Origin of the sequence: Streptomyces sp. NPDC093984 (assembly GCF_044764595.1) — a bacterium.
Lineage (GTDB): Bacteria > Actinomycetota > Actinomycetes > Streptomycetales > Streptomycetaceae > Streptomyces > Streptomyces cynarae.
Window position 1 is genome coordinate 104,934 of record NZ_JBIWIM010000007.1, and the last position, 22,662, is coordinate 127,595.

General features: G+C 70.7%; 27 protein-coding genes and 2 pseudogenes. 17 read left to right on the top strand and 12 right to left on the bottom strand.

All coding sequences use genetic code 11. From position 1 onward, the window contains the following. Positions 1 to 160 precede the first annotated feature (160 nt). The 5 genes from ACIRC0_RS24780 to ACIRC0_RS24800 all read left to right on the top strand — a co-directional run bounded on the left by ACIRC0_RS24780 (position 161) and on the right by ACIRC0_RS24800 (position 2,655). Positions 161 to 646, top strand: a complete 486-nt coding sequence (locus ACIRC0_RS24780; RefSeq protein ID WP_403619362.1) for an Asp23/Gls24 family envelope stress response protein — start codon at positions 161 to 163, stop codon at positions 644 to 646. A gap of 78 nt (positions 647 to 724) precedes the next feature. Then, positions 725 to 886, top strand: a complete 162-nt coding sequence (locus ACIRC0_RS24785) for a hypothetical protein (RefSeq protein WP_366028699.1) — start codon at positions 725 to 727, stop codon at positions 884 to 886. Continuing rightward, positions 883 to 1,290: an Asp23/Gls24 family envelope stress response protein gene (locus tag ACIRC0_RS24790; RefSeq protein ID WP_403619365.1), complete on the top strand. Its 408-nt coding sequence runs from the start codon at positions 883 to 885 to the stop codon at positions 1,288 to 1,290. Before ACIRC0_RS24785 ends, ACIRC0_RS24790 begins: the two co-directional genes overlap by 4 nt. Positions 1,291 to 1,324: 34 nt before the next feature. After that, the gene (locus ACIRC0_RS24795) at positions 1,325 to 2,014 is read left to right on the top strand and encodes a DUF6286 domain-containing protein (protein WP_403619368.1); all 690 of its coding nucleotides are present in this window, start codon (positions 1,325 to 1,327) and stop codon (positions 2,012 to 2,014) included. 26 nt (positions 2,015 to 2,040) lie between these two features. After that, positions 2,041 to 2,655 (top strand): alkaline shock response membrane anchor protein AmaP, encoded by a 615-nt coding sequence (locus ACIRC0_RS24800; protein WP_403619371.1) that lies wholly within the window; start codon positions 2,041 to 2,043, stop codon positions 2,653 to 2,655. Between the two features lie 54 nt (positions 2,656 to 2,709). Here the strand turns inward: ACIRC0_RS24800 and ACIRC0_RS24805 are convergent, their stop codons facing one another. Beyond that, on the bottom strand, positions 2,710 to 2,832 hold the full coding sequence (locus tag ACIRC0_RS24805) for a hypothetical protein (protein WP_403619374.1): 123 nt from the start codon (positions 2,830 to 2,832) through the stop codon (positions 2,710 to 2,712). A gap of 173 nt (positions 2,833 to 3,005) precedes the next feature. Here ACIRC0_RS24805 and ACIRC0_RS24810 point away from each other — a divergent pair, with 173 nt between their 5' ends. From ACIRC0_RS24810 to ACIRC0_RS24820, 3 genes are all read left to right on the top strand, one after another. Further along, entirely contained in the window at positions 3,006 to 3,305 is a 300-nt protein-coding gene (locus ACIRC0_RS24810) for a hypothetical protein (RefSeq protein ID WP_403619377.1), read from the top strand. 61 nt (positions 3,306 to 3,366) lie between these two features. Then, positions 3,367 to 3,585 carry a hypothetical protein gene (locus tag ACIRC0_RS24815; RefSeq protein ID WP_403619380.1) on the top strand — a complete coding sequence of 73 codons (219 nt, stop codon included), beginning with the start codon at positions 3,367 to 3,369 and terminating at the stop codon, positions 3,583 to 3,585. Positions 3,586 to 3,641: 56 nt separating this feature from the next. Beyond that, positions 3,642 to 3,842: a hypothetical protein gene (locus ACIRC0_RS24820; protein WP_403619383.1), complete on the top strand. Its 201-nt coding sequence runs from the start codon at positions 3,642 to 3,644 to the stop codon at positions 3,840 to 3,842. Here the strand turns inward: ACIRC0_RS24820 and ACIRC0_RS24825 are convergent. Beyond that, positions 3,802 to 3,918: a cation-transporting P-type ATPase gene (locus ACIRC0_RS24825; RefSeq protein ID WP_403620288.1), complete on the bottom strand. Its 117-nt coding sequence runs from the start codon at positions 3,916 to 3,918 to the stop codon at positions 3,802 to 3,804. The two genes, ACIRC0_RS24820 and ACIRC0_RS24825, sit on opposite strands and share 41 nt — an antisense overlap. 104 nt (positions 3,919 to 4,022) lie before the next feature. Here ACIRC0_RS24825 and ACIRC0_RS24830 point away from each other — a divergent pair, with 104 nt between their 5' ends. The 4 genes and pseudogenes from ACIRC0_RS24830 to ACIRC0_RS24845 all read left to right on the top strand — a co-directional run bounded on the left by ACIRC0_RS24830 (position 4,023) and on the right by ACIRC0_RS24845 (position 7,123). Beyond that, a complete protein-coding gene (locus ACIRC0_RS24830; RefSeq protein WP_403619386.1) occupies positions 4,023 to 4,373 on the top strand; it encodes a hypothetical protein in 351 nt (116 codons plus the stop codon). After that, positions 4,370 to 5,110 carry a CBS domain-containing protein gene (locus ACIRC0_RS24835; RefSeq protein ID WP_403619389.1) on the top strand — a complete coding sequence of 247 codons (741 nt, stop codon included), beginning with the start codon at positions 4,370 to 4,372 and terminating at the stop codon, positions 5,108 to 5,110. Before ACIRC0_RS24830 ends, ACIRC0_RS24835 begins: the two co-directional genes overlap by 4 nt. 225 nt (positions 5,111 to 5,335) lie before the next feature. Next, positions 5,336 to 5,915, top strand: a pseudogene (locus ACIRC0_RS24840) (glycosyl hydrolase family 65 protein); the annotation flags it as partial. A 104-nt stretch (positions 5,916 to 6,019) separates the two neighbouring features. Beyond that, a complete protein-coding gene (locus tag ACIRC0_RS24845; protein ID WP_403619392.1) occupies positions 6,020 to 7,123 on the top strand; it encodes a hypothetical protein in 1,104 nt (367 codons plus the stop codon). 142 nt (positions 7,124 to 7,265) lie between these two features. On the opposite strand, the gene ACIRC0_RS24850 is transcribed toward ACIRC0_RS24845, so the two are convergent. From ACIRC0_RS24850 to ACIRC0_RS24865, 4 genes are all read right to left on the bottom strand, one after another. Further along, positions 7,266 to 8,741 carry an AAA family ATPase gene (locus tag ACIRC0_RS24850; protein ID WP_403620291.1) on the bottom strand — a complete coding sequence of 492 codons (1,476 nt, stop codon included), beginning with the start codon at positions 8,739 to 8,741 and terminating at the stop codon, positions 7,266 to 7,268. Positions 8,742 to 8,864: 123 nt separating this feature from the next. Continuing rightward, the gene (locus ACIRC0_RS24855) at positions 8,865 to 9,533 is read right to left on the bottom strand and encodes a universal stress protein (RefSeq protein ID WP_403619395.1); all 669 of its coding nucleotides are present in this window, start codon (positions 9,531 to 9,533) and stop codon (positions 8,865 to 8,867) included. Between the two features lie 63 nt (positions 9,534 to 9,596). Then, complete coding sequence (locus tag ACIRC0_RS24860) at positions 9,597 to 10,019, bottom strand: Hsp20/alpha crystallin family protein (protein ID WP_403619398.1); 423 nt, start codon at positions 10,017 to 10,019, stop codon at positions 9,597 to 9,599. Between the two features lie 832 nt (positions 10,020 to 10,851). Then, complete coding sequence (locus ACIRC0_RS24865) at positions 10,852 to 11,385, bottom strand: kinase (RefSeq protein ID WP_403620294.1); 534 nt, start codon at positions 11,383 to 11,385, stop codon at positions 10,852 to 10,854. Between the two features lie 279 nt (positions 11,386 to 11,664). Between ACIRC0_RS24865 and ACIRC0_RS24870 the strand changes: the two genes are divergently transcribed. Next, entirely contained in the window at positions 11,665 to 12,582 is a 918-nt protein-coding gene (locus ACIRC0_RS24870) for an NADP-dependent oxidoreductase (protein WP_403620297.1), read from the top strand. Here the strand turns inward: ACIRC0_RS24870 and ACIRC0_RS24875 are convergent. The 3 genes and pseudogenes from ACIRC0_RS24875 to ACIRC0_RS24885 form a co-directional block, all read right to left on the bottom strand. After that, positions 12,579 to 12,836, bottom strand: a pseudogene (locus tag ACIRC0_RS24875) (IS630 family transposase); the annotation flags it as partial. The gene ACIRC0_RS24870 and the pseudogene ACIRC0_RS24875 overlap by 4 nt on opposite strands. 723 nt (positions 12,837 to 13,559) lie before the next feature. Next, entirely contained in the window at positions 13,560 to 14,018 is a 459-nt protein-coding gene (locus ACIRC0_RS24880) for a MarR family winged helix-turn-helix transcriptional regulator (protein WP_403619401.1), read from the bottom strand. Between the two features lie 186 nt (positions 14,019 to 14,204). Then, positions 14,205 to 14,459 carry an NIPSNAP family protein gene (locus tag ACIRC0_RS24885; protein WP_403620300.1) on the bottom strand — a complete coding sequence of 85 codons (255 nt, stop codon included), beginning with the start codon at positions 14,457 to 14,459 and terminating at the stop codon, positions 14,205 to 14,207. Positions 14,460 to 14,508: 49 nt separating this feature from the next. Here ACIRC0_RS24885 and ACIRC0_RS24890 point away from each other — a divergent pair, with 49 nt between their 5' ends. Further along, positions 14,509 to 15,060: a YciI family protein gene (locus tag ACIRC0_RS24890; RefSeq protein WP_403619404.1), complete on the top strand. Its 552-nt coding sequence runs from the start codon at positions 14,509 to 14,511 to the stop codon at positions 15,058 to 15,060. Positions 15,061 to 15,859: 799 nt separating this feature from the next. Here ACIRC0_RS24890 and ACIRC0_RS24895 read toward each other — a convergent pair. Continuing rightward, positions 15,860 to 17,407: a helix-turn-helix domain-containing protein gene (locus ACIRC0_RS24895; protein WP_403619407.1), complete on the bottom strand. Its 1,548-nt coding sequence runs from the start codon at positions 17,405 to 17,407 to the stop codon at positions 15,860 to 15,862. A gap of 73 nt (positions 17,408 to 17,480) precedes the next feature. On the opposite strand from ACIRC0_RS24895, the gene ACIRC0_RS24900 reads away from it, so the two are divergent. Both ACIRC0_RS24900 and ACIRC0_RS24905 read left to right on the top strand, forming a co-directional pair. Continuing rightward, positions 17,481 to 17,681 carry a hypothetical protein gene (locus tag ACIRC0_RS24900; RefSeq protein ID WP_403620371.1) on the top strand — a complete coding sequence of 67 codons (201 nt, stop codon included), beginning with the start codon at positions 17,481 to 17,483 and terminating at the stop codon, positions 17,679 to 17,681. Positions 17,682 to 17,790: 109 nt separating this feature from the next. After that, complete coding sequence (locus ACIRC0_RS24905) at positions 17,791 to 18,252, top strand: hypothetical protein (protein WP_403619410.1); 462 nt, start codon at positions 17,791 to 17,793, stop codon at positions 18,250 to 18,252. On the opposite strand, the gene ACIRC0_RS24910 is transcribed toward ACIRC0_RS24905, so the two are convergent. Continuing rightward, positions 18,253 to 18,459 (bottom strand): glycosyl hydrolase-related protein, encoded by a 207-nt coding sequence (locus ACIRC0_RS24910; RefSeq protein WP_403619413.1) that lies wholly within the window; start codon positions 18,457 to 18,459, stop codon positions 18,253 to 18,255. It abuts the gene before it with no gap. A gap of 266 nt (positions 18,460 to 18,725) precedes the next feature. Between ACIRC0_RS24910 and ACIRC0_RS24915 the strand changes: the two genes are divergently transcribed. Then, positions 18,726 to 20,888, top strand: coding sequence for a SpoIIE family protein phosphatase (locus tag ACIRC0_RS24915; RefSeq protein WP_403619416.1), 2,163 nt, complete (start codon positions 18,726 to 18,728; stop codon positions 20,886 to 20,888). 169 nt (positions 20,889 to 21,057) lie between these two features. On the opposite strand, the gene ACIRC0_RS24920 is transcribed toward ACIRC0_RS24915, so the two are convergent. Next, positions 21,058 to 22,242: a type III polyketide synthase gene (locus ACIRC0_RS24920; RefSeq protein ID WP_403619419.1), complete on the bottom strand. Its 1,185-nt coding sequence runs from the start codon at positions 22,240 to 22,242 to the stop codon at positions 21,058 to 21,060. Between the last annotated feature and the right edge of the window lie 420 nt (positions 22,243 to 22,662).

The following is a 22,662-nucleotide window of genomic DNA, read 5'->3' on the forward strand; positions in this document are numbered from 1 at the left end:
GCGCACTGGGACGCCGTGTCCACTCCCGCTCCTCTTCTGCCCATATCGGGCATATGTGATGCAGATCACACAAAAGGGATGTGAGAGGACTGCTCACTGACGTGTCCAACTAGGTGACGGGCATCACCCTGATGTCCCCAGGACGATCGAGGCGACTGTCATGACGGACACCACCAACCGAAGCAGCAGTGCTGGCCAGGACAGGTCGTCCGGAGGGACCGGTACGACATTGCAGGGCCGCAGCGGCGTCGACGTTCCTGCCGAGAGCCGGGGGAAGACCACCATCTCGGACACCGTCGTGGCGAAGATCGTCGGCATGGCTGCCCGCGAGGTACCCGGCGTCCACAACCTCGGCGCAGGCGTGGCGCGGGCGCTGGGGGCCGTACGGGAGCGCGTCCCGGGCGGCGGCACCGGAGTGACCCGCGGGGTCAAGGTCGAGGTCGGTGAGCGTCAGGCCGCTGCGGACCTGGACGTCGTCGTCGAGTACGGCGTCCCCATCGTCGACGTCGCCGGCGACGTACGCAGCAACGTCATCGCCGCCGTCGAACGGATGACGGGGCTCGAGGTCGTCGAGGTGAACCTCACGATCGACGACGTCCACCTGCCCGAGGAAGAGTCCGAGGCCGAAGAGGGCCGCGTCACATGAGCGCCGACGGTCGCCGCCGCGCCCAGTGCGGCGGCGCGGAGTGCAGAACAGATCAGGCGCGAGACAGGTGAATGAGCGATGGACACAGCGATTGCGGGACTGGCAGCCGGGATAGCGCTCGGCTTCGCCGGCTACTTCGGCGGCTTCTGGGCGTTTCTCCTGGTCGCCGTCCTGGGCGGAGTCGGGCTGGTGGTCGGTCTCGTCCTGCGGGGCGACATCGACCTGCGACGGCAGCGGTGAACGCACATCCCACCGGCGCCGCTCCGGGCTCTCCGGGACAAGCCGAGCGTCTTCCGCCGCCGGCGGAACGGGGCGCGACCGTCATCCCCGACCGGGTGGTGGCCCGCATCGCCACCCGGGTGGCGCGTACGGCCGTGGCACGGCGGGCCGCCCCGCCACGAAGAGGCCACCAGGAGGCCGTCGCTCCGCCCGACGCGTCAGCGGCCACGCGCGGCGGCACGACGCGTCTGCACCTGACTTTGGATCTGCCCTATCCCGCCGACATTCCGGGCGTGTCACGGGACATCCAGCGTGCTGTCGCCGACCGGGTGACCGAACTGACCGGCCTGCCGGTCACCGAGGTCACTGTGACCATCCGGCGTCTGGTGCCCAAAGCCGGCTTTGAGCGAGGCAGGGTCCAGTGACCCGGCTCGGGCTCATACCGGAAGGGAGACCGCAATGACATCCGACCCGGGACGCGACTCCGGTGCCGACCCGGCGGCGCACACCCAGGACGACGCGGTGGCCCTCACCGAGCAGACCGAGGCCGGCCCGCCCACCCCCGGGATGTCGACGGAGCCCGCGCCGGGGGGCCGCCGTGGAACACACCGCCCCTGGGCGGTGCGGCGCATTCCGGCCGCGCTGACCGCCCTGGTCATAGCGGCCGCCACGGGCACCGCTCTGGTCGACGCCATCGCAGTGCGTGCGGGACACCACGCGGCAGTCTGGCGCAGCACGCTGGCACGCGAACTCGCCTCCCGCCCCCTCGACGACGTGTGGATGCTCACCGGAGCCGCCGTAGCCGCCGCCCTCGGGCTGTGGCTGGTCATCCTGGCACTCACCCCCGGACTGCGCCATGCGCTGCCCCTACGACCGCCGGCAAACTGTCCCCCTGGGCAACTGTGGGCCACTTTGGACCGGGCAGGCGCCGCTGTTCTCCTGCGTGACGCAGCGATGCGGGTGCCCGGAGTCAGCAGGGCGTGGGTGCGTGTGCGCCGCCATCGCATCACGGCCCTGGCCGACGTCCGCTTCCGGGATCCACACCAGGTCCACGACGACCTCGTCACCCTGCTTCAGGAGGAACGCGACCGGCTCGGCCTGGTCCCTCCCCCGCGACTTGCCGTACGCGTGCGGCAACGCACCACCTGACCCTCCCGGCGTCGGGAGCACAAGCCATGAAACCGCAATCCGCGCTCACTCGTCTCAACCGAACCCTGCTGGCTGCGGTGGGCCTGGCCTTGCTGGGCGGAGGGCTGCTGGTTCTCTTCGCCGGTCTCGACCTCTACCGGCACTGGCACCTCACCCCACCCACCGGCTGGCCCCTGACATCGCCCGGCAGCGTGCTGCTCAGTGCCGCCGACCGGACCCGCTGGAGCAGCCAAGGCTGGTGGTGGCCCACGGCCATCGCCGCCCTGACGATCGCCACCGCGCTCGCCCTGTCGTGGCTCATCGCCCAGCTGCGCCGTCCACGCCCCGGCGCCATACCCGTCGGAGGCACACCCCCAGCGGAGGGAGTGGAGCTGCGCAACCGTGCCCTCAGCGACGTGATCACCGCTGAGACGCACAGCCTGCCCGGCGTCGAGAAGGCACAAGCCCGATTGACCGGCAGACCACAGCACCCCCACAACCGCGTCGATCTCACCCTCACCCCGCACGGTGCGCCCAGCCGGGTACTCCACGAGTTCTGCGACGGACCGCTGCACAACGCCCGCCGCTCCATCGGCGCGGACCAGTTCCCCACGGAAGTACGCCTGCGCGTCGCCCGCCACAAGCCCCATCGCGCCGAGTGACCCCATCACGACGACCGAGACAGGCGCGGCGAGGCGGCCCGGGCCCATTCAGAGCTACTGCCACACCAGCGCGGCGATACGGCGGAAGTCGCCGCCCAGGGTCGCGGTGACGGCATCGTCGGGGTATGCCCGGGCGAGTAGGGCGTCTTCGACGGTCAGCGAGCCTTCCGGGGGCATGAAACCACCCGCGCCGGGTGAATTTCCGCGTGGCCGGCGCCGGCGCCACGGACACCAAGGACGGGACGCGCACAGCGGGCACCGCGACCGAGCACGGTCCTCCGCCCCTGGTGGAGGGCCCGTTTCCGCCCCGGACCGATCCACGCGAAACGCGCCCATGGCGGGCTACTGCTGTGACTGCCACCTTGCCGCGCGCCCTGCCCAGCCCGGACGGCAAACCGGTTCCGCCGCCCGGCACCACCGACACGTTCCGCGCCTTCGCCCACGACCTGGCCACCGGCCAGCGGCCGTGGACCGCCGAAGCAGCGCACTTCATCGCCGACCTGTTCGACCAGCTCGCCGCCGACTGGGACACCACCCGCGCTACCGGCCGCGACGACCCCCTACGCGACGCCCTCACCCGCGGCGGCCCGATACGCCAAGGGACGTGCCTCGAACTCGGCTCGGGCACCGGCCTGTCCACCCCGTACTGACGGCCGTCTTCCCGCACGTGCTCAGCGGGACATCATCCTGCACGGCGGCGCCACCCAGGGCGTGGCCTTGGAGGCCTCGCTGCGTACCGCTGCGCCGCTGGTCGGTGCGGGCCTGGAACGCATCGTGCACGCCGCCTACGCCGAAGACCTCGACCCGCTCGACCTCGCGGCCCGGGCCGAAGTCGCCCTCCAACTCGTCAACGGCGAAACCGGGCTCTGCGTGGTCGACCTCCTCGAACCCGTGAGGCTCGGGAGACACCGTCGGAGTGTCCCTCTTTGAGTGAGCAGCCTCCCGTACGACGGACGGATGCACGGGCGCAGCTCTGCGATGCGCGGATGGCTTCCTACGCGAAGGACCCGCGCTGCATCGCCATGGCCGAGGCCCTCGTCCCGTTGCTGCGCCGTGCCTGTCCCGACGGCGCCGCCGGCTACGGCGGTTCGTACCAGGTGAACCTGGACGATGAGGAAGCCGCAGGCCTGGGTGGGGTGGAACTGATCAGGGCTGCGATGCGCAAGGCGGCCCGTCAGCTCGGCTGATCGGCAGCTCGTTGGCACCGTACCGGGCCTGCCGCGCCGCCACCTCGCCCGACGAGAGACCGCGGGGAGAGCTGATTCGATTTCAGGGCCGACCGGCCCTCGTTCCACCCCCGTACAGCCCATGTGATCGCCGGCAGAGCCGCGGATGCTCGAAATATCGAAAGGCGGGAGGAAGCCGCGATGACGGACGACACACTCGGCCGCCCGCAGCTCCATGCCCTGCTCGCGGACGGCACCACCGTCTGTGTCCGCCCCGTGGAGCCGGACGATCACGAGCGGTTGCGGGGCTTCTACGAAGAGATGTCCCCGGAGAACCTCCGGCTGCGGTTCTTCGCGGCGAGCCCGACTTCGGGCGCCGCGGCCGCCGACCGTGCGTGTGCGGCGCCGCACCCCGGCTACCGGGCGCTGCTTGCCGAGGCCAAGGGCCGGGTGCTGGGCCTGGCGGAGTACGACACCGCGCGTGCGCCTGCTGCCCCGCCCGCCTCAGCATCCCTATCTGCGCCGGCTCCGCTGAGGAGGGAACGGACATGAAACACAACAAGGTCGGCTCCGTGATGACCACGGACGTCGTCCGCGCCGAATACCGCACTCCGTTCAAGGAGGTGGCGCGGCTCCTCGCGGACCGCCACATCAGCGGACTGCCCGTCGTGGACGACGACGACAAGGTCATCGGCGTCATCTCCGAAACCGACCTGGTGACCCGGCAGTCGGAAGCCCTCGCGACGGACGGGACCAGGCATCGCTTCCGGTTCGCCGGGCGGACGCGCGGGGCCTGCAGGCAGGCCGCCAAGTCCAGGGCCTTCACCGCGGGGCAGCTCATGACCACCCCACCCGTCACCGTCCACGCCGAGGAGACCATCGCCGAAGCCGCGCGGACCATGGTGCAGCGTCACGTGGAGCGGCTGCCCGTACTGGACGAAGAAGACCGGCTCGTCGGCATCGTCACCCGCCGCGACCTCCTCCAGGTCTTCCTGCGGCCCGACACCGAGATCCGCGACGAAGTGATCGAGGAAGTGCTGGTTCGCACACTGCGGCTGCCACCCATGACCATCGACGTCTACGTGGTCGAAGGCGTGGTCACCCTCACCGGCCAGTTGGAACGCAAGAGCGAGACGGAGATCGCCGTCTCCGTGACCCGGCAGATCGACGGCGTGGTCACGGTGATCGACCAGCTCACCTCCCGGTTCGACGACTCCCGCCTGTCGTCCGGCGAGCGCTCACGGCACGACTCGCCCCGGACCGACCGCGCGACCTCCGAGAGAAGGTGACCGACCGCGACCGCACGAACATCGCCGAACGCGGCGGGAGGCCACCCGACCGGTGACCTCGGACGCCGAATCGCCCTCCGGCGCGAGGAACTCGGCCTGACCCGGGAGGAAACCGCCGATCGGGCCGCCGGCGGGAGGAGCGTCGCAGTGACGGGCTGGACCTGGCAGTACGAGGGCTACGACCCCGCCGGGGAACGCCTGCGGGAGTCCCTGTGCACGCTGGGCAACGGCTACCGGGCGTCCAAGCAGGCCGACGTGCTCATGCTCGGCTACCTGTTCGCACCCTCGGAGCCTGCGGGCCCTCTTCCGCCGTCTGGGCCACCGGCTGGACGAGGACATCTTGAGGCGCACCGTCGACTTCTACCTCGCCCGCACCAGCCACGGCTCCACCCTCAGCGGCCTGGTCCACGGCTGGGTCCTGGCCCGGAATCGGCGGGCCGAGGCGTGGGCGTTCTGCCAGGAGACCCTGCGCGGCGACATCGCCGACGTGCAGGGCGGCACCACCGGCGAGGGCATCCACCTCGGCGCCATGGCGGGCACCCTCGACCTCGTCCAACGCGGACCGACCGGACTCGAGACCCGCCAGGGCGCGCTGTGGCTGGACCCGGTGCCCCTGCCGGAGCTGTCCTCGTACGGGTTCGCCATCCGCTACCAGGGGCACTGGGGCGTGCGACTGCGGCTGGAGCGCGGTCTGCTGGAGATCGCTGTACCGTCGTCCGACCGCGCCCCCATCGACATCCGGCTGCCGGACCGCGCCGTGTGCCTCCAGCCGGGAGAGACGGGCCGGCTGGTCGTCTGGGAGTGATGCCGAGGTCGTCCTTCACCACAGGCAAGGCATCAGGGCCTTGCGACGGAGTCGCCCGGTCGGGCGGAAACGTCCACCATGGAGAGTGACCTGGGGGAATGGCCATGAGACTTTCGTTTCTCGAACCGTTGTACAGGCAGCCCGGCCCCTTCGCGTCGGTCTACCTGGACACGTCCCGCGACCGCGCCGTCGAGGATCCCGACGCCGCCGTGGAACTGCGGTGGCGGCATCTGCGGGACGCCCTGCTGGCAGAGGGGGCGGATCAGGACTCCGTCACCGCGCTGGCGCGCATGGTGGGCTGCGACACGGACGTCCCGGGCGCCCACGGGCAGGCCGTGTTCACCGCGCACGGCCGGCCGGCCCTGCTGGACGAGCTGCCCGCCCCGCCCGCACGGGACACGGCGCACTACGGGCCGCTCCCGGACACCATGCCCCTGGTCGTCCAGCACGCGCCTGGTATCGCCTACCTGGCGGTTCACATCCACTACGGCGGCCGTCACTCCACCGACGCCACCGGCACCGTGCGTGTCGACGCCGAGGCGGGTGTCTGGCCCCTGACCAAGGTCACGCCGGGGCACCGCCTGCACGAGGAGATCCCCGTGGCCGACTGGCTGCACGCCGCCGAAGTGATCGGCCGGGAACTGGAAGGCCATGCACGGCGGATCGACACGGAAGCGGTCGTCGTCGCGGGAGACGTCTGGGCTCGCGGCATCCTCGTCAACCGGCTCCCCGCTTCCCTGCGCGGACAGGTCACCCCGGTGGAAGGCGCCGGCGAGTCCCAACCGGGGCGGGCGCTGCTCGAGCACCGGCTCGAAAGCCTCTTCAGCGGGCGCATGGCCGCACACGACCGGACGCTGTTGGATGCCTTCCTCGCGCAGAAGGCACGCGACGGGGCCTCGGCCGAGGGCCTTCCCGCCGCCGTATCGGCCCTGCAGCGCGGCCGGGTCAAGGCCCTGTTCCTCAACAACCATCCCGAGTCGACGCTGCGTCTGTGGGTCGGTCCGGAACCAGGACAACTCGCCGTCACCGAAGAGGAACTGCGCTCCTACGGCGTACGGGACGTCCGCGAGGAGCGCGCCGACGCGGCACTGACCCGCGCCCTGGTCGGCACGAGGGCCGAACTGGTCGTCGTCCCGGAGCAGCAGTTGCAGCTGCGCGAGGGCGTGGGCGTACTGCTGCGCTACGCCGACCCCGCATCCCCCGGATGACACTGCGGCGTGGGCGTCCGAGTGGTGGCCGGGGCACGGGCGGCGGCCAGTGCGCCCCGGTTGCCCGTCGTCGACCCGCACACCGCCGCACCGGATACGGGACGGGCCCGTACCGCGCGGCGTGCTGTCGCGCGTTGCCTCCTCAGTCCGGCTCCATGTAGGGGCGGCGGAAGACCGGGGCCTGGCCGATGCTCCACGGGCGTACGGTCGCCAGCGCCTGGACGACCGCGGATTCCAGGGGGCCACTGGTGTCGATCGTGACGGCCTCCGTCCACGGCGGCTCCTTGGCCGCCATGGCAGCGGCCACCTCGGGGTCGGCGTCCGATGCTCCGGGAGCCCGGGTGGTCAGACGGGCCGCCGACACGTCGCTTGGGACCTGGCAGTGCAGGGCCACCAGGTCGGCGGTGGTGCGTTCGGCCATGCGCACGGCGGCTTCGCGTTGTCCCGCGTCGGACCAGGTGGCGTCCAGGACGACGGACTCCCCGCAGGACAGCAGGGCGGATGCCCGGTCGAGCAGGGCCTCGTAGGTCCTGGCGGTCCACTCCGCCGTGTACAGGCCCTCCCCGTAGCCGGCCGCCGCTGACTGCTCCGCCGGAATGCCGGCCAGTTCCTTGCGCAGACGGTCGCTGCTGAGCAGCGTGACGCCCAGGCGGTCGGCCAGTGCTCCTGCGAGGGTGGACTTGCCGCTGCCCGGCAGTCCGCCCACCAGCGTCAGGCCGACGGTGGAGGCGCGCAGGTGGCGCAGTGCCGTCGTCACCAGCCGCCGTGATGCCGCCTCCGCCCCGGGGGCGCCCTGTCGCGCCTGGATCAGGGAGACCTTGGCGCGGACGAACGCGCGGTAGGCGACGTAGTGGTGCCACAGGGACGGTGGGGCCGGATCGCCGGAGTACTCGCTGTACTGGGCGAGGAAGAGAGCAGCAGCCTCCGGTGCTCCGAGCTGTTCCAGGTCCATGGCAAGGAACGCGGCGTCGTCGAGGCCGTCGACGTAGCGGAGGTGGTCGTCGAACTCCAGGCAGTCCAGGATGCGGGGGCCGTCGCCGAGGCAGAAGACGTCCTCGGTGAGCAGGTCGCCGTGCCCGTCCACGATCCGTCCTTGCTCGATGCGGGCGTCGAACAATTGCTTGCGTCCGGCCAGATAGCGGCGGACCAGCCGTTCGACCTCCTCCACCCCGTCGGGCACGGGTCCGTCGTCGGCCAGTGCGCGGACCTGAGCGAAGCTGGCCTCCCAGCGCGAGGACAGTGCGTCTCGCGTGCCTTGTTCATCGACCTCGCGGCTGCGGGGCGCCCCCGCGTGGCAGGCGGCGAGCTGCCGGGCGATGGCCCGGAGATCGTCGTCGACCACAGCCCCTTCCCGTACCAGCAGGGACAGGCGCCGGTCGGCCGGCATGCGGCGCATCACCACGAGGGGTTCGGGCGCCTTTGTGTCCGGGCTGCGGATCTCCCCCAGGCCCAGGTAGACGTCCGGTGAGAAGCGGCGGTTGAGGGCGACTTCCTGCTCACATGCTGCCCGACGAGCCGCCACGGTGGAGTAGTCCAGGAAGCCCAGATCGACCGGTTTCTTGACCTTGTAGGCGCGGTCACCGGCGAAGAACACGATGGCGGTGTGGGTCTCGCGCACTTCTGCGCGCGGGAGCGCCGGAGCGTTGAGAGCCGTGGTCGGCGCGTCGGCCGCCGTGGCCGACCGCAGCACCGACGCGTCAAAGTGATGGCCCGGCATGTTCGGCTCCCTGGGGTGGCCCGCTCAGTCATGGGGTACGGCGGCGACAGGGCAGTGCGCGGGATGGATGGCGGCCTGGGCCACGGGGCCCAGGCGTGGGGCGAGGGCGGCGTGGTGCCTGCGTCTGCTGACCACCAGCATTCCGGCGCCCTCGGCCGCCCGTACGACGGCCTTGGCGGGGCTGTCGAGAGCGATGGTGACGGCGACGTCGACGTGCGGGAACTTCTCGCGCCGGGGTCGGAGCGCCTGGCTCAGCTGTTCCTGCGCTTCCTGCTTGATCTCTTCGGTGATGTCGTGGTCGATGCCCCAGGGCAACTGCGCGTGAAGGGGCACGCTGCGGCCGTGGACGGCCCGCAGGCCCACCTTCCTCACCGCGGCGGTGGCGAAGGCGAATGCGAGCAGGTCGTCGCACGATCCGTGCAATTTCAGCGCCACCACCACGCCGCCGTGGGATGTGGGCGTGGGCACCTCTTCGCGGGTTTCGGCGCGGGGGTGGTTCGGCGAGGATTTCGGCTCCTTCCTCGCTGCCGCCGCGGATCCAGAAGCGGTGACCGTCGTCGACCACTCGTCGACCACCGGAACCGCGGTGATGTCGTACTCGTCGCGGAGGCGCGCGATCTCCTTGGACGTGGTGTCCGGTCGCACGCTCACGGCGGTGGGGGTCATCAGATCGCCCACGCTGCGGTGTCTCATCGCCCAGCCCTTTCCCGGGCGTCACCGTCCGGGTGGCCGGGAAGTTCCGCCCAGAGGGCAGGGTCACGCGCCATGCTTGACCTCGATGCGCTTCGCCTCGGCCTTCTTCTGTCCCAGTCCCACGCTGACGGTGAGCATGCCGTCGGTGTAGTCGGCCCTGACGTCGTCCTCGTCGGCGCCGGGCGGCAGGGTGACGCTGCGGCTCAGGGAGCCGTAGCGGATCTCGCTGCGGTTCTTCTCCACATCGCGCTCCGTGCGCTCGGCCTTGACGGTCAGCATGCCTTCGCTGATGAGGACGTCGATGTCGTCGGGCGCGACCCCCGGAAGCTCTGCCCGCATCACGTACCGGTCGCCCTCCGTGTAGTCCTCGATCCGCATCGCCGAGACATCGCCCGGCGTGGGCATCCCGAAACGCGCGGGGAAGGACTCGAACCACTCGGGAATCTCCGGGAACGGGAACCTCTGCCTGCGTGAGAGTGTCGCCATCGCCGTACCTCCTGCACTGTGGCTGCGACTACCGACCTCCTCCAGTCCACCGCGTGCACTCCTTGATCGCAGAGGCCGAACAGCCCATGCCCGGGTCCCGAAGGTCCCTTCCGTCCGGTGCGAGGACCGACAACGTGCGTCGCCGACCTGGTGCGATCCGGGTCGAGGAGTGGTACGCGTGGCTGTACGGACTCCTGCGGCACTTGCTCCCGAGCGGCGCTGCGAACCGGGGTGGAGAGCGGTGCACTGCGCCCGGCGCGACGAGCACACGGCGCTCCTCCTCGCCGCATCATGGGGCCGCTGTTCTCACAGCGCTCCTTGCCCGGCCAGGTCCTGGACGAGGAGTTGCGGGTACGGACGACCTTCTTCCCGTCTAGGGACTCCTGCCAGTGTCGCCATCGTCATTGGAGGAGTCCGGCTGCTAGACGGAGTAGAGGGCAAATGGGCGGCCCATGGACCACTTTGCGCCGTCAGACCAACGAGATCCTTGCTGAGCTGCGTCGAAGCGCGATCGACGACCGGTCGGGACCGGATGCACCGTTGCGTTTCACGACGGTCGGCCGACGCCGAGGGTGGTCCGGACGAAGCCCCTTTCAACGTAGGCACAAGCCCCCAGAGCCGTCGCAGTGGGCCACGGGGCCCGCGGCCAAGTGTTCGCCGCCAGAGGCCACCCGACATGCCCGGGGGCGAAGTGGTGGGCCTGCCACGACACCACCGGCGGCACCGCGGGGGTCGTCCGTGCGGTCATCGCAGGGCACGGCGGCTGTTAGGAGTTCGTCGGCGCCGGGGGCCGGCCTGCACCGGCAGCGCAACAGAAGCAACGGTGCCCCGATCAGCGGTCCAGTGCGGGCAGGTGGGCCAGGCCGGTGTCGAGCATGATGCGGTCGATGGTCTCGTGCAGGGCGCTGTCGGCGCCGATGACGGTCTCGATGCCGCCGGGCAGCAGATCGCGCGGCCGGTACCAGTCGCGCAGGTGCGTCTCGTCGACGTCGTCGGCGATCGGCTTTGTGGCGTGCCGGGCGAGGGTTTCGTCGAACGGCACGTCCAGGTAGTAGCCGTGGCTCGGGCCGCGGTGATCGGCGCGGAGTTGGGCGAGCATGTCGCCGTAGCGGTCGGCGTAGAGGATGCCTTCGACCACGACGTGATAGCCGGCGTCCAGGGCGTAGCGAGCCGTCAGGTCGATCAGGCCGATGTTCGCCGCTCCGGGCCGGTCGTGTTCGCGCAGCACGATGCGGCGGAGGTTGTCCTGGCCGACCAGGGCCAGGCCGCGGCCGAATCTCTCGCGGAGGCCGGCCGCGACAGATGACTTCCCCGAGGCGCTGTTGCCGCGCAGCACGACCAGCCGGGTTTCTTCAGTGCCCACCATCACGGCCGTCACGTTATCGACCGCCGGTGACAGCGCCTGGGGCGTTCTCGGGCACCGCTGACACCGACGCCCAGATATGTGGCTTTCCCCTTCGCGCACGCGGGCGCGGTCCTAGCGGTACGCGCCCAACTTGCCCGGCACAGACCGCATCGCCGTCGTAGTGCTCTTGGGAATACGGATCCACGCTTGATCTTTGAACGCGGTGGCACGGTCGGCGTCGGCCCTCCGGCGCGCGGCCTTCCAAGCCTTGTCCCGACGAGAAAGTGCGGTGATCACGCAATGCAGGCGGTGCGGTTTCACGAGTACGGCGGGATCGATGTGCTGAGGGTGGAAGAAGTGGAGCGGCCGGTGCCCGGTCCGGGGCAGGTGCTGGTGGAGGTCCGCGCGGCCGGGATACAGCCCGGCGAAGCGCACATCCGCACGGGCGCGCTGCACGAACGCTGGCCGGCGGCGTTTCCCTCCGGGCAGGGCAGCGATCTGGCCGGCGTCGTGGTGGAGGCGGGCCCGCACGTCCGGGGCTTCGCGGTGGGCGATGAGGTCTTGGGCTTCACCCACAGGCGGGCCAGCCATGCGCAGTTCGTCGTGGTCGACGACGTGAATCTGGTCTCCCGTCCGGCGGGGTTGGCCTGGGAGGTGGCCGGGGCGCTGTACGTGGCCGGCACGACCGCCTACGCCACCGTGTTCGCGGTGGACCCCGGCCCGGACGACACGGTCGTCGTCTCCGGTGCGGCGGGCGGAGTCGGGTCGCTTGCCGTGCAGCTCGCGCGGCGGCGCGGCGCCACGGTGATCGGACTGGCGAGCGAGCGGAACCACGCCTGGTTGGAGGATCACGGTGTCCTTCCGATCGAGTACGGTCCAGGTGTGGCCGAGCGAGTCCGTCAGGCGTCCGGCGGCAGCGTCGACGCTTTCATCGACACCTTCGGCGACGGCTACGTGGCACTGGCAGTGGAGCTGGGCGTGCGGCCCGAGCGAATCAACACGATCCGCGACTGGCAGGCAGCGGCCAAGGTCGGCGCGCAGACCTACGGAGAAGGCGCGGCGGCGTGCGCGGTCGTGCTCGGCGAGCTGGCCCGGCTTGCCGCACGGGGGCAGTTGGAGGTTCCGATCGCCCGTACCTACCCGCTGGAGCAGGTGCGAGACGCCTTCCGCGAGCTGGAACAGCAGCACACCCACGGCAAGATCGTGCTCCGGCCCTAGTCTTCTGAGTCAGGAATTCTGTTCAGATAGCTGGCGAGGCGTTCGAGGATCTCGTCTGCGGTCTTCGTCCAGACGTAGGGCCTGGGGTCGGTGTTCCATGCGGCGATCCAGGTGCGGATGTCCTTCTCCAGGGCCTGTACGGATTTGTGGACGCCTCGCCGTATCTGCTTGTCGGTCAGCTCCGCGAACCACCCTTCCACCAGGTTGAGCCAGGACGACCCGGTGGGCGTGAAGTGCAGGTGGAAGCGGGGGTGGGCCAGCAGCCGGTGCGGCCAGTCCCGCCGCGGACACCGCGCTGTCGTTCTCCCAGCGCTCCACCACGCCGCCCGCCTCTTCCGCAAGCGCCGGCAGTGCCGCGGCCTCTCGCTGCCTGACACGAGAGCAGCGGCTCCCCCCTGCGTCAGCGCACGCAGCACGACCCGGGCGTCGTTGGGGCCGAGGAGATCCCGACGCCGGTGTTGTCGATGACCCCATCCGTGGCGGCACAGGCCTTGGCCCGCTCGTCAGTGATTTCGCGGGAGTGGCTCCGCCCCCGGCCCACCGGCCGTCTCTCGGGCCTGCTCACCCGGCGCTTGGAGGAGTACGTCAAGCGCTCTTCAACCTGTTGGTTTCGTAGGTGAGGGTCGGCAACGTTTGTCGACGGTTTCGGGCAGCACTCAGCGATCAGACAGCTCGGAAATGTCGATGAGGACTGACCACGCTCTCGGTCGGTCGAGCGGTGTCACCGAAGTCGTCCCGCACGGTGGGTGGTCACTGACGGGTTCAGCGGTCCGGGCGCGGGACATCCCTCATGCGTCCGGACCACCCTCGGGGGTGTTCAGCCCTGGCCGGCCTCTGCCTCGGCGGACCCCTCGGCCCACTGCTCCCAGGTCTTGAGTCGCTCGGCGTAGAGCTGTGGGACGACCTGGAAAGCGAGGGTGCGGGAGAAAACCCTGGGTGACCCACAGGGTGCCGAACACGTTGGTTTCGATCAGAACCTAGTGGTGCCAGGCACGCCCGTGCGTGTTGTGGATGAATCGCTGCAGCACCTTGAGGGTGGTCAGGTACTCCTCGTCAGAGATGCCCGCATGCCGTTCCGCCCATAGTTCGTCCTGAAGGGCCGCGGCTTTGTCGTAGAACGCCCTGCCCTCGGCCGTGATGCCCAGGCGTCCCTCGGCGTCCTCGGTGATCCAGCCCCGGGCGATGGTCCTGTCGATCTCTGACTCCATGGTTTCCGAACCCGTGTCGAGGTAGTTCCGGAGGAGGCTGGACACCTCGTCGCGGGTCTTGACGGTGTCGGCGCGCGCGACCTGCGCGAGGACCCACCACTGCGGTTGGGTGGTGCCGATCCCGGCGAGGGCGGCCCGGGTGCGGGTGACGACGGCCTTGTAGGCCGCCCAAGTCCAGTAGCCGATGGGCTGCTGGATCAGTTCGGCGTCACTGTGCGAGTACTCCATGGCCAGTTTCTCCAACTTTGCACTGAGCTGGTTCGACGAGACCGACCGTAGAAGCTCAACTTGACTTGAGGTCAAGGCTGTTCGGCCATCTCCGTCTCTTCCGGTGAGGAGTTACGCGTGATGGCGCCAGCGAGCTGGGGGTCCCTGCCGAGCAGTGCCGGTCAGAGACACCCGTCTGCGAGCGGGTTATGTGGTCTCAACGCCGCCTGTGGGCTGCATTGCCGGGCGGAGGAAGGTCCGGTCGAAGCGGCGAATGCAGCGGGTCTGCGTGCTGAGCTGCCAGAGCTGCTGAGCCTCCGGATCCTGCCGGATGGCAGCACGGTAGTCCTCGTAGGCAGCCAGGCTGGGGAAGGAGAACAGGGCGTAGGCGATGTCGTTGGCTCCTTCGTGCGGCAAGAAGCAGCCGTGGTGCGTGCCGCCGAAGCGGGTGACGATCGGAATCCACCCTGTCCTCTGTCTTCACACACCGATGATCAGACATCCTTCGGGCATGGAGTTCTTCTGCTACCACCGCGACCGGGCCGACTCCCTGCCGCTGCGCTACGAGCTGCGGGAAGAGCATTGGTCCTATATGGACCGGTACGCCAAGGAGATGATCGCCCGGGGCCCGACCCTCGCCGACGACGGCGACACACCCACTGGCAGCGTGCACATTCTCGACCTGCCCGATCCGGCCGCTGCCCGAGTGTTCGCGTTCGACGAGCCGAACTACCAGGCCGGCGTCTACCGGGACGTGCTGCTGCGACGGTGGCGCAACATGCTGGGACGCACCATGTGGGATTTCCCCGGCGGCCGGAACGGTGGCAGCCGGTATCTGGTGCTCGGCCTCGGCACAAGGCAGGCCGCCGACCTCGCGGTGCCGCCCGACCGGGACGAGCTGATCGCCTACGGGCCACTGCTGTCCGACAACGGGGCCACTTGGCTGGGCACTGCGGCGCTGGTCCGGGCGCCGGACCCGGACACGGCACGCTCCTTTCTGGCCCCGGACCTGTACTCCGACATCGAGGTGCACAACTGGCAGTTCGGCGGGCGCCCGTCATAGCCGAGGACGTCCGCCGGCCTTACCGCCGAAGCCCTTCGGATCGCTCAGCATCCTCGTTCTCCATCCGAACTCACGGATGCATCCGCCTGACGCACACCGGTGCACCCGTGAGTTCGCGTCGGGACGGTCGGCGGTGCGGGGCGTTGTGCCGCTGCTTCCGCACAGGTGCGTGTCGGCATACGGCTGACGTGCACAGCGATGCGTCCGTGTGCTTGCTGCATCGATCCAGGCCGGGCGCGTGACCGCTCCCATGGTCTGGCTGTGGTGGTCCACGAGGGCGGCTAGCAGTCGGGCCAACTGTGCGCGTTTCGGCGGAGTTAGTGGCGCCGTGCTGATCAGGGCCCCCACGCGATGGCAACGGGTCTCGACTTGCTGCACACCTATGCACGCTCACCCGTACGCCGACAACGCGGCCACCGTCGCTATGGACAGTTGTGTGGACCATCCAAGATCACATGGTCACAGGTCACAGCGTAGGCCCTGCCTTCCGACGGGAGGCAGGGTCACTGCGGAGAGCCGCGAAAAGTGTGCCCAGGCCACCGCGGCCCGAGCTCTACGCCCTGCTGGTCGATGCATCACACGCCGCCGCCCACGCGCCCCTTGACGACGAAGTACCTTCCCGCGTGCTCGCCATCGTGTTCGCCGGGCCGGCACCGTTCCCCGACGGACGGGCCGCCCTGTGCCGGCGGCTGCCCCGGGGCTCGCCGCCGCCGTAACCCCGCGCCCGGTCCCCCAGTCCGGGCGCGCAGCAGCGGCGGGCCCGGGAGGCCGAGCCCTCCGAAGGATCACCAGCCGGGGTTCACGCCGCTGTCGGAGTCCAGGAGTCGGCGGGTACCCACTGACGCACACCGGCGCCGTTCGTGCCGTACCAGTAGCGGGGCAGTCCCTTGATGCTGCTGGTGCGGAACGGGCGCCCGTGGTCGTCGATGCGGACCGTGCCGGTGCGGCCCTCGGAGGACCAGTCGAGTTCCAGGTACCAGTTGCAGTCATAGGTCTCGGTCGTCGCGGTGACCAGCAGCACCTCCGGGTCCTCGGCGGAGACGCGGTAGGGGAACTGCACCGCGGGGAGGGGCTTCCCGCTGTCGTTGCCCGGGCGCGCGTGGGCGATCGGGCGGTTGAGATCGAGATTCACGGAGAAGTCACGGGGCGTCAGGGCTCCCCCGCAACCCTGGTCCATGGCATACGCGTTGCCGGTGACCGGGGTGCCGCGGCTGACGATACGGACCCGGAGGGCCTCCAGGACCACGGCCGTGGACGACTTCCCCTGCACGGAGATCTGCACCATCGTCTGCCCCCCGTGCACCGCCCCCTGCGTCACCGCCCACGCCCCGGCGTCCTGCTGCTCGGGCGGCGGGGGTACCTGGGTCGGCTTCTTCCCGATGACGTAGTCGTGCCCGCAACCGCCCTGCCAGATCTGCGAGTCGGCGGTCCAGGCGAGCGGCACACCGGTCGGTACCGGGGCGTCGCTCTTCGTCTCCGCCGACGGTCCGCCCTTCGACTCGGCGCTCCCCGAAGCCCGTACTCCTGCGGAGGGCGAGGCCGACGAACGGCTGGGCGAGGGACTGGTCGCAGTGGCCGAGGGGTGGTGTGACGTACCGGCTCCTGTCGTACGGGACTGACCGGGGGCCTCGGCGGAGTTGTCGTCAGACCGATCTGCCGACAGCGCCGACAGACTGCCCAGCGTCACCAGCAGCGCGGTCGCCGCGGCGGCTCCGACGACGGTGCGGCGACGGCGGTACCAGGGCCGTCCGGTCGAGCGGGCCGTGTCCCATGGGGCCGTCGCCTCGGGACTGCCCGGTCCGGGAGCGTCGGGGGCGGGCAGCCCGGCGTCGGGTGCGCCCGCGCCGAGTCGCGGCGGTGCACCGCTCCTGCCACCGCCGTCACCACCGACGCGGTCCGCGCCGCCACCCACACCCCGCGCCGTCCGGCTGTCCGGACCCGAAGCCCGCTCGCCCCCTGTCGGCTCCAACACCCCCTCGGCCTTTGCCGGCTCCGCTGCCTCCTCGGCCCTTGCCGGCTCCGCCGCGCCCCCCGCACCCGCCCTCGGCCGCTGTCGTGCCGTCACCGCGAGCAGCCACAGGCGGTGCAGTTCGAGGCGCTCCTCCGGCGTCGCCCCGCAGAAGGCGGCCAGGCGCTCCACCGGGGCGTAGTCCTGCGGGACCGCCTCGCCCGCGCAGTAGCGGTGCAGCGTGGAGGTGTTCATGTTGAGGCGCCGGGCCAGAGAGCCGTAGCTCCGGTCCGTGCGGTCCTTCAGTCGGCGCAGCAGCGCCGCGAACTGCTCGACGTCGTCCCCGGTCGACACCGTTCCCCCGTCCTCCCACGTGTCCCCGTATCCCAGGCGGTCCATGTACCTGCACGTCAGATGGGCTGGGATGGTTCCACCGTCGCCGGACGGGCGTCCGGCATTGCACCGGGGGGCCGTGACGGCCGATGCTCTTGGTGTCGCCTACGGCCTGCACACGGTGACCTCCTGGGGCGCCTCGGACATCCGTCTGCTCTCCGTCGGCCGGGACGGCAGGACCGTCACGGTCGTCGACTGGGGTCAGCTGGGCGACTTCGGGGACGCGCCGGTGAAGGCCTTCAGGAAGACGACCGTCACGGCCGTGAACAAGCTGCACTGACCACATGACCGGGGCCGCCCTCCGCCACGGGGGTGGGGAGGGCGGCCCCACGACCACCGACAGCGCCATCCGGCGTGATTCGGCACGACTCGGAAAACGGGGAACACACATGAGCAGCAAGACCCGCACCGTACTGACCGCCGGCGTCCTCGCCGTCGCCCTCGGCCTCGGCGCCACCGCCCAGGCCTCCGCTGGCGCCCCGCGCAGCGTCAGCGGCAAACCGTCCGACGACATCACCCGCATCGCCGACTTCTACGGCGCCTACATCGACGCCGTGATCGACGAGGACAGGGGCAACCTCGGCCAGGCCCTGCGCAGCCACTACCTCATCCCCGCCTTCCAGAAGGAGCTGGCGGCCTGGGAGGACCGGGAGCACGCCGACGGCGTCCTGCGCGCCCAGAACGTCCCGCTCGCCTGGAAGGTCACCGACAACGGCACCACCCGCAACTACACAGAGGCCGTCGTCACCCTCACCTGGAGCCGCGACACCACCACCAAGCTGGTCGTCGACATGACCCGCGACAGCCACAGGATCTTCCACATCGGCGAGAAGGGCGTGGGACGCAAGTAGTCACTCTGGTCGCAGCCGCAGCGTGAGGATCTGGAACGGTCGCGGCTCGAAGGCCAAGTGGCTTTCGCGCAGCGGCCGTACCGGCAGGCCCGTCACCTCGGCCCGACCCACCGGGAACCCGGGCGTGAGGGTGGCCCGCATCCGGCGTTCCCTGGACTCGTACAGCCGCACCGCCACACCCCCGCTGCGGTCCTGCGCCGGGTTCACCGACTGCAACTCACCAGAGCCGACGGCGCCGGCGCCCAGTGGTCCGGCGGTCGTCGCATCCTGGCGGGGGACGGCCCCCGGCAAGGTGAGCGCGGCCCCACCGACCGTGGCATTCCGTCACTGTCCGCGTTCACCGCGGATCCGCTGGTGTGGGCGGAGCGACCACCGGTGTTATTCAATGAGGTGTGCGGTCAGGGATCTCGGGGCCCGTCGCATGGGTTTGAGTACGGCCCCGGCGCTGCGCCGGGGATTGCTGAGAGAGCCGTATGGACTCCACACCGTCCCCCTCGTCCTCTTCGCCGTACAGCCTGGTCAGCAGCGCCCTGGGGCGCTACATCCCGCGCGGCGGAGCGGCAGCGGCTGCCGGTCCTGCCGACACGCAGGGCGACCGCGCCACCCGCCAGGGCGTCCCCGACAACCCGGCAGCCGGCCCTCAGGATCAGATTCTCGGCGTGGTCAACCTGGACAGGGATCTGAGAATCACCGGCTGCAATGTGGACGCCCCTGTGTTCGCGGGTCTGGACGCCGTGGTCGGGAGTCCCTTCGTCGATCTCCTGCCCCCCGGGGACGTACCGACGGTCACACGGCGGTTGCGGCAGGTCCTGTCGACCGGTGAGGCGCATGTCGCCCGGATCCAGCGCCTGCGGCGCGCCGACGGGTCGGAGCTGGTGGTCTCGCTGAGCATCCTGCCCGCCGCGGTGCCTCAGGAGGGCCTGACCGTCTCCCTGATCGCCATGGCCAGGAGGCTGCATCTGTACGCCGCCGAGACCGCGATCGGCACCTCGCTGGACATCGGCGAGACCGCGCAGTCGCTGGCGGAGTCCCTGCTGGCCTGGGGAGACGTGGCCGCCGTCGACCTCGACTTCGCCGTGTGGACGGGCGAGGGAGTCACCGGGCAGCCGCAGGGGCGCATCCGGCTACGGCGGGCGGCCCTGGTGCCGGACCGGGCGTGGCCCGACGGCTACGTGACTCCGGGCGACGATCTTCCCAGCGACGCGAGTCGCCTGCTTGCGCAGGCGGTACGGCGGGACGACGCCCCGCAGGCCATCGTCATACCCGACCGGGAGGCGGTCGAGCGGGTACTCGGCAGTCCGCGAGTGATGCGTGCCCTGGTGCCCGGCGACCGGTCGGCAGGTGTGGCGTGCATTCCGCTGGTCCTGGACGGCACGCCGCCCGTCGTGCTGGGCGTGGCGGAGGTCTGGCGGCGGGCGGACTGCCCCTTCCGCGACAGCGAGCTGTTCGACCTGCAGGAACTGGTGGCCAGGACCGCCCACCACGTCGACCTGGCCCGTCAGCACCAGCGCGAGCACAAGCAGGTGCTGGCGTTGCAGCGCCGGCTGCTGCCCCGGACCGGCGGCGACACCATCGAGATCGCCAGCGTCTACCAGCCCGCCACCCCCGACAGCGCGGGCGTCGGCGGCGACTGGGTGAACAGCTTTCCGCTGCCGGACGGCCGGACCGCGCTGGTGGTCGGAGACGTCGTCGGGCACGGCCTGGGAGCCGCGGCGACCATGGGCCAGCTGAGCATGGAGGCCCGCGCGCTGCTGTCCGCGGGGCTGGCACCCGACGAGGTGCTGGAGCACCTGGACAAGACCGTGACGCTGCTGGACGACGCGGAGTCCGGGCTGACGGCCGGCTACAGCGCCCTCGGGTCGACCTGCTGCATCGCCCTCTACGACCCGGTCAGCCACCGCGTGGCGCTGTCCAGCGCCGGCCACCTCCCGCCGGTCCTGGTGTCCCCGGACGGGCACGCGGGCCCGCTCGCGGTCCGCCCTCATCCCGGCCTGGGCGCCGAGTTCGCGCTGCGGGAGCCGTTCGACGTGCACATGTTCGGCGCACCCCCAGGCTCCCTGCTCGCCCTCTACACCGATGGCTTGGTGGAGGACCCGGCCGTGTCGATCGACGAGGGCATCGGCAGGCTGGCGGAGACCGTGTCCACGGTGCACCCCTGGGACGCCCTGCAGCAGGCCGCACGGCACGTCGTCTCCGCGCTGGCACCCGCCCACCAGCGCGACGACGTGAGCCTGCTGCTCGCGCGCATGATCGGCTACCGCAAGGGGGACACCGCGACCTGGCGGCTGCCCGCCCGCGACGACGCCCCCGCCCGTGCCCGTGCGCAGGTCTGCGCGCTGCTGCGGAAATGGCGCACCAGGGACGACACCCGGGACAACGTGCTGCTGCTGGTCAGCGAGCTGGTCACGAACGCTGTGCGCTTCGCCACCGGTCCCATCACGGTACGGCTGATCAGGGCCGGTCGCGGCCTGCTGTGCGAGGTGGGCGACACCGGCAACGGCAGGCCGCGTCTGCGCCGGGGCGGCCTCCTCGACGACGGCGGTCGTGGCCTGCACATCGTGCACAGGCTCACCACTCGGTGGGGGGTGCGGTGGACGGACACCGGCAAGGTGGTCTGGGCGGAAGTCGCGAGGTGACGCGGCTGCGGGGCGGAGGCGCGGCCGGCGTACGGGAGCGCCGCGAGGGTACGGGCGGCGTACGCGTCACCCGGCGCCACCGACGGTACGGAGGGGGCCGTCAGCAGTACCGGTGGCGTGACCGGTGACGCGGACGGCCCGTTTGCCGGTACGGGTGGCGCGGGCTCGACTACAGCCACTCCCCTTCCAGGGCGGTGGCGGTGAGGCCCGGTGCCGCCGAGTACAGGACGGCGCGATCGCCCGGCTTCTGCCCGGCGTCGTGGGCCCGCCGCATGATGTCGAACACGGCGGCGCCTCCACGGTTGCCGCTGGTGTAGCTGTCCCGGCTGTAGTCCAGCAGTCCCGACGGCCACGCGTCGGGCATCGTCTGCTCCATGTACTCCAGCACCCGGGTCCCGCCGGGGTGCGCCAGCAGCACGTCGGGGTGCCAGGCGTCGGGGTCGTCCTGGTAACGGACGCGCAGCCACTCCCACATCGCGGTGACCGTCTCCTGTACGGCGCGCGGCCCGCGCCGGTCCATCACGAAGTGGGTTCCGTCCGCCCGCGTCTCCAGGCGGTGCAGGTCCTGGGTGCCGGGCAGGGTGTGGTGCCAGGCGGCGTCCAGCCGCAGCACCGACTCGCGCCTCTGGCGGCCCGTGACCACAGCGGCGACCGCGGTGTCCGCGAACAGCAACCGGACGATCAGGGACTCGAGAGTGTCGTCCGCGGGCTGGTAGGTCGTGCTCAGCGCCTCCGCGATCACGACCAGGACCACCCGGTCGGGGTCCGCGGCCACGAGATCCGCCGCCAGTGCCAGGGAGCGGGTCCCGGCGATACAGGCCCACTGCGTGGCCGGCAGCAGCATCACGTCGTTGCGGAGCGGAAGCTTGTTGGCCAGGGCGATGTCGAGACCCGGCAGCGCCGGGGTGGTGGAGTGACTGGTGATCAGGCAGTCGACGTCCGCGGCGTCCAGCCCGGCGATCTGCAGGGCGCCGCGCGCCGCGCGCTCCCCGTAGGACTGCACGGCCTCCCAGGCCGGCGCGGTGCGCTCCTGGACGGTCTGCGGCGCGGGTATCGCCTCAAGTGCGGTGATCACGCGGTCCACGTCCTGCTGGGTGAACCCGTCGCGTGCCAACGCCTCTTGGGCCGATCCGATGCCGACAGCCCGCAGGCCACCGCCGTTGCCGGGCGCGACGGCGGCCTCCAGCGGCAGCATCCACCCGCGGGTCTCGATGCCCGTACTGGCCGCGATGCCGTCGATCCGCGGCGCCCACGCCGCGTGCGGGTGCCGGTCACGCACCTCCGCCACGATCTGGCTGGTCTTCACAGCGTGCTCGCCGTGTATCACGGCAGGAGGACAGAGGTAAGCGGCCATAATGCGGCACCTTTCCGGGGGAACAAGGAGAAATGTCATGAATGCTGTGTCGTGGGTCACTTTGGGAGTTCGCGACCAGGAAATTGCCGATCAACTCCACTTCGGGAGTCGGCAATCCGTTTCGAGCATGGCCACTAAATGGACATTTGCGCTGTGATGCAGACAACTCAGGCGGCCCTTGGAATGCGTGACACGGCACACACCGCCGAAACAGGGGACCTCAGAGCGGTCCGCAGGTCTTACCTGACTTACCGTCGCCCAAAAGCCTGCTGGTCACTGCCGCCTGAGCCGGGCGACACCCCTCGTGGCACGGGCCACTCGACCACGGAGGCTCTCCGCGACGGTTGCCACACTTCGCTGCCATACGTTCCTGAGGCACCAAAGGCTTCGTATGATCCGGGGCCCGGTATCAGCGGGCCT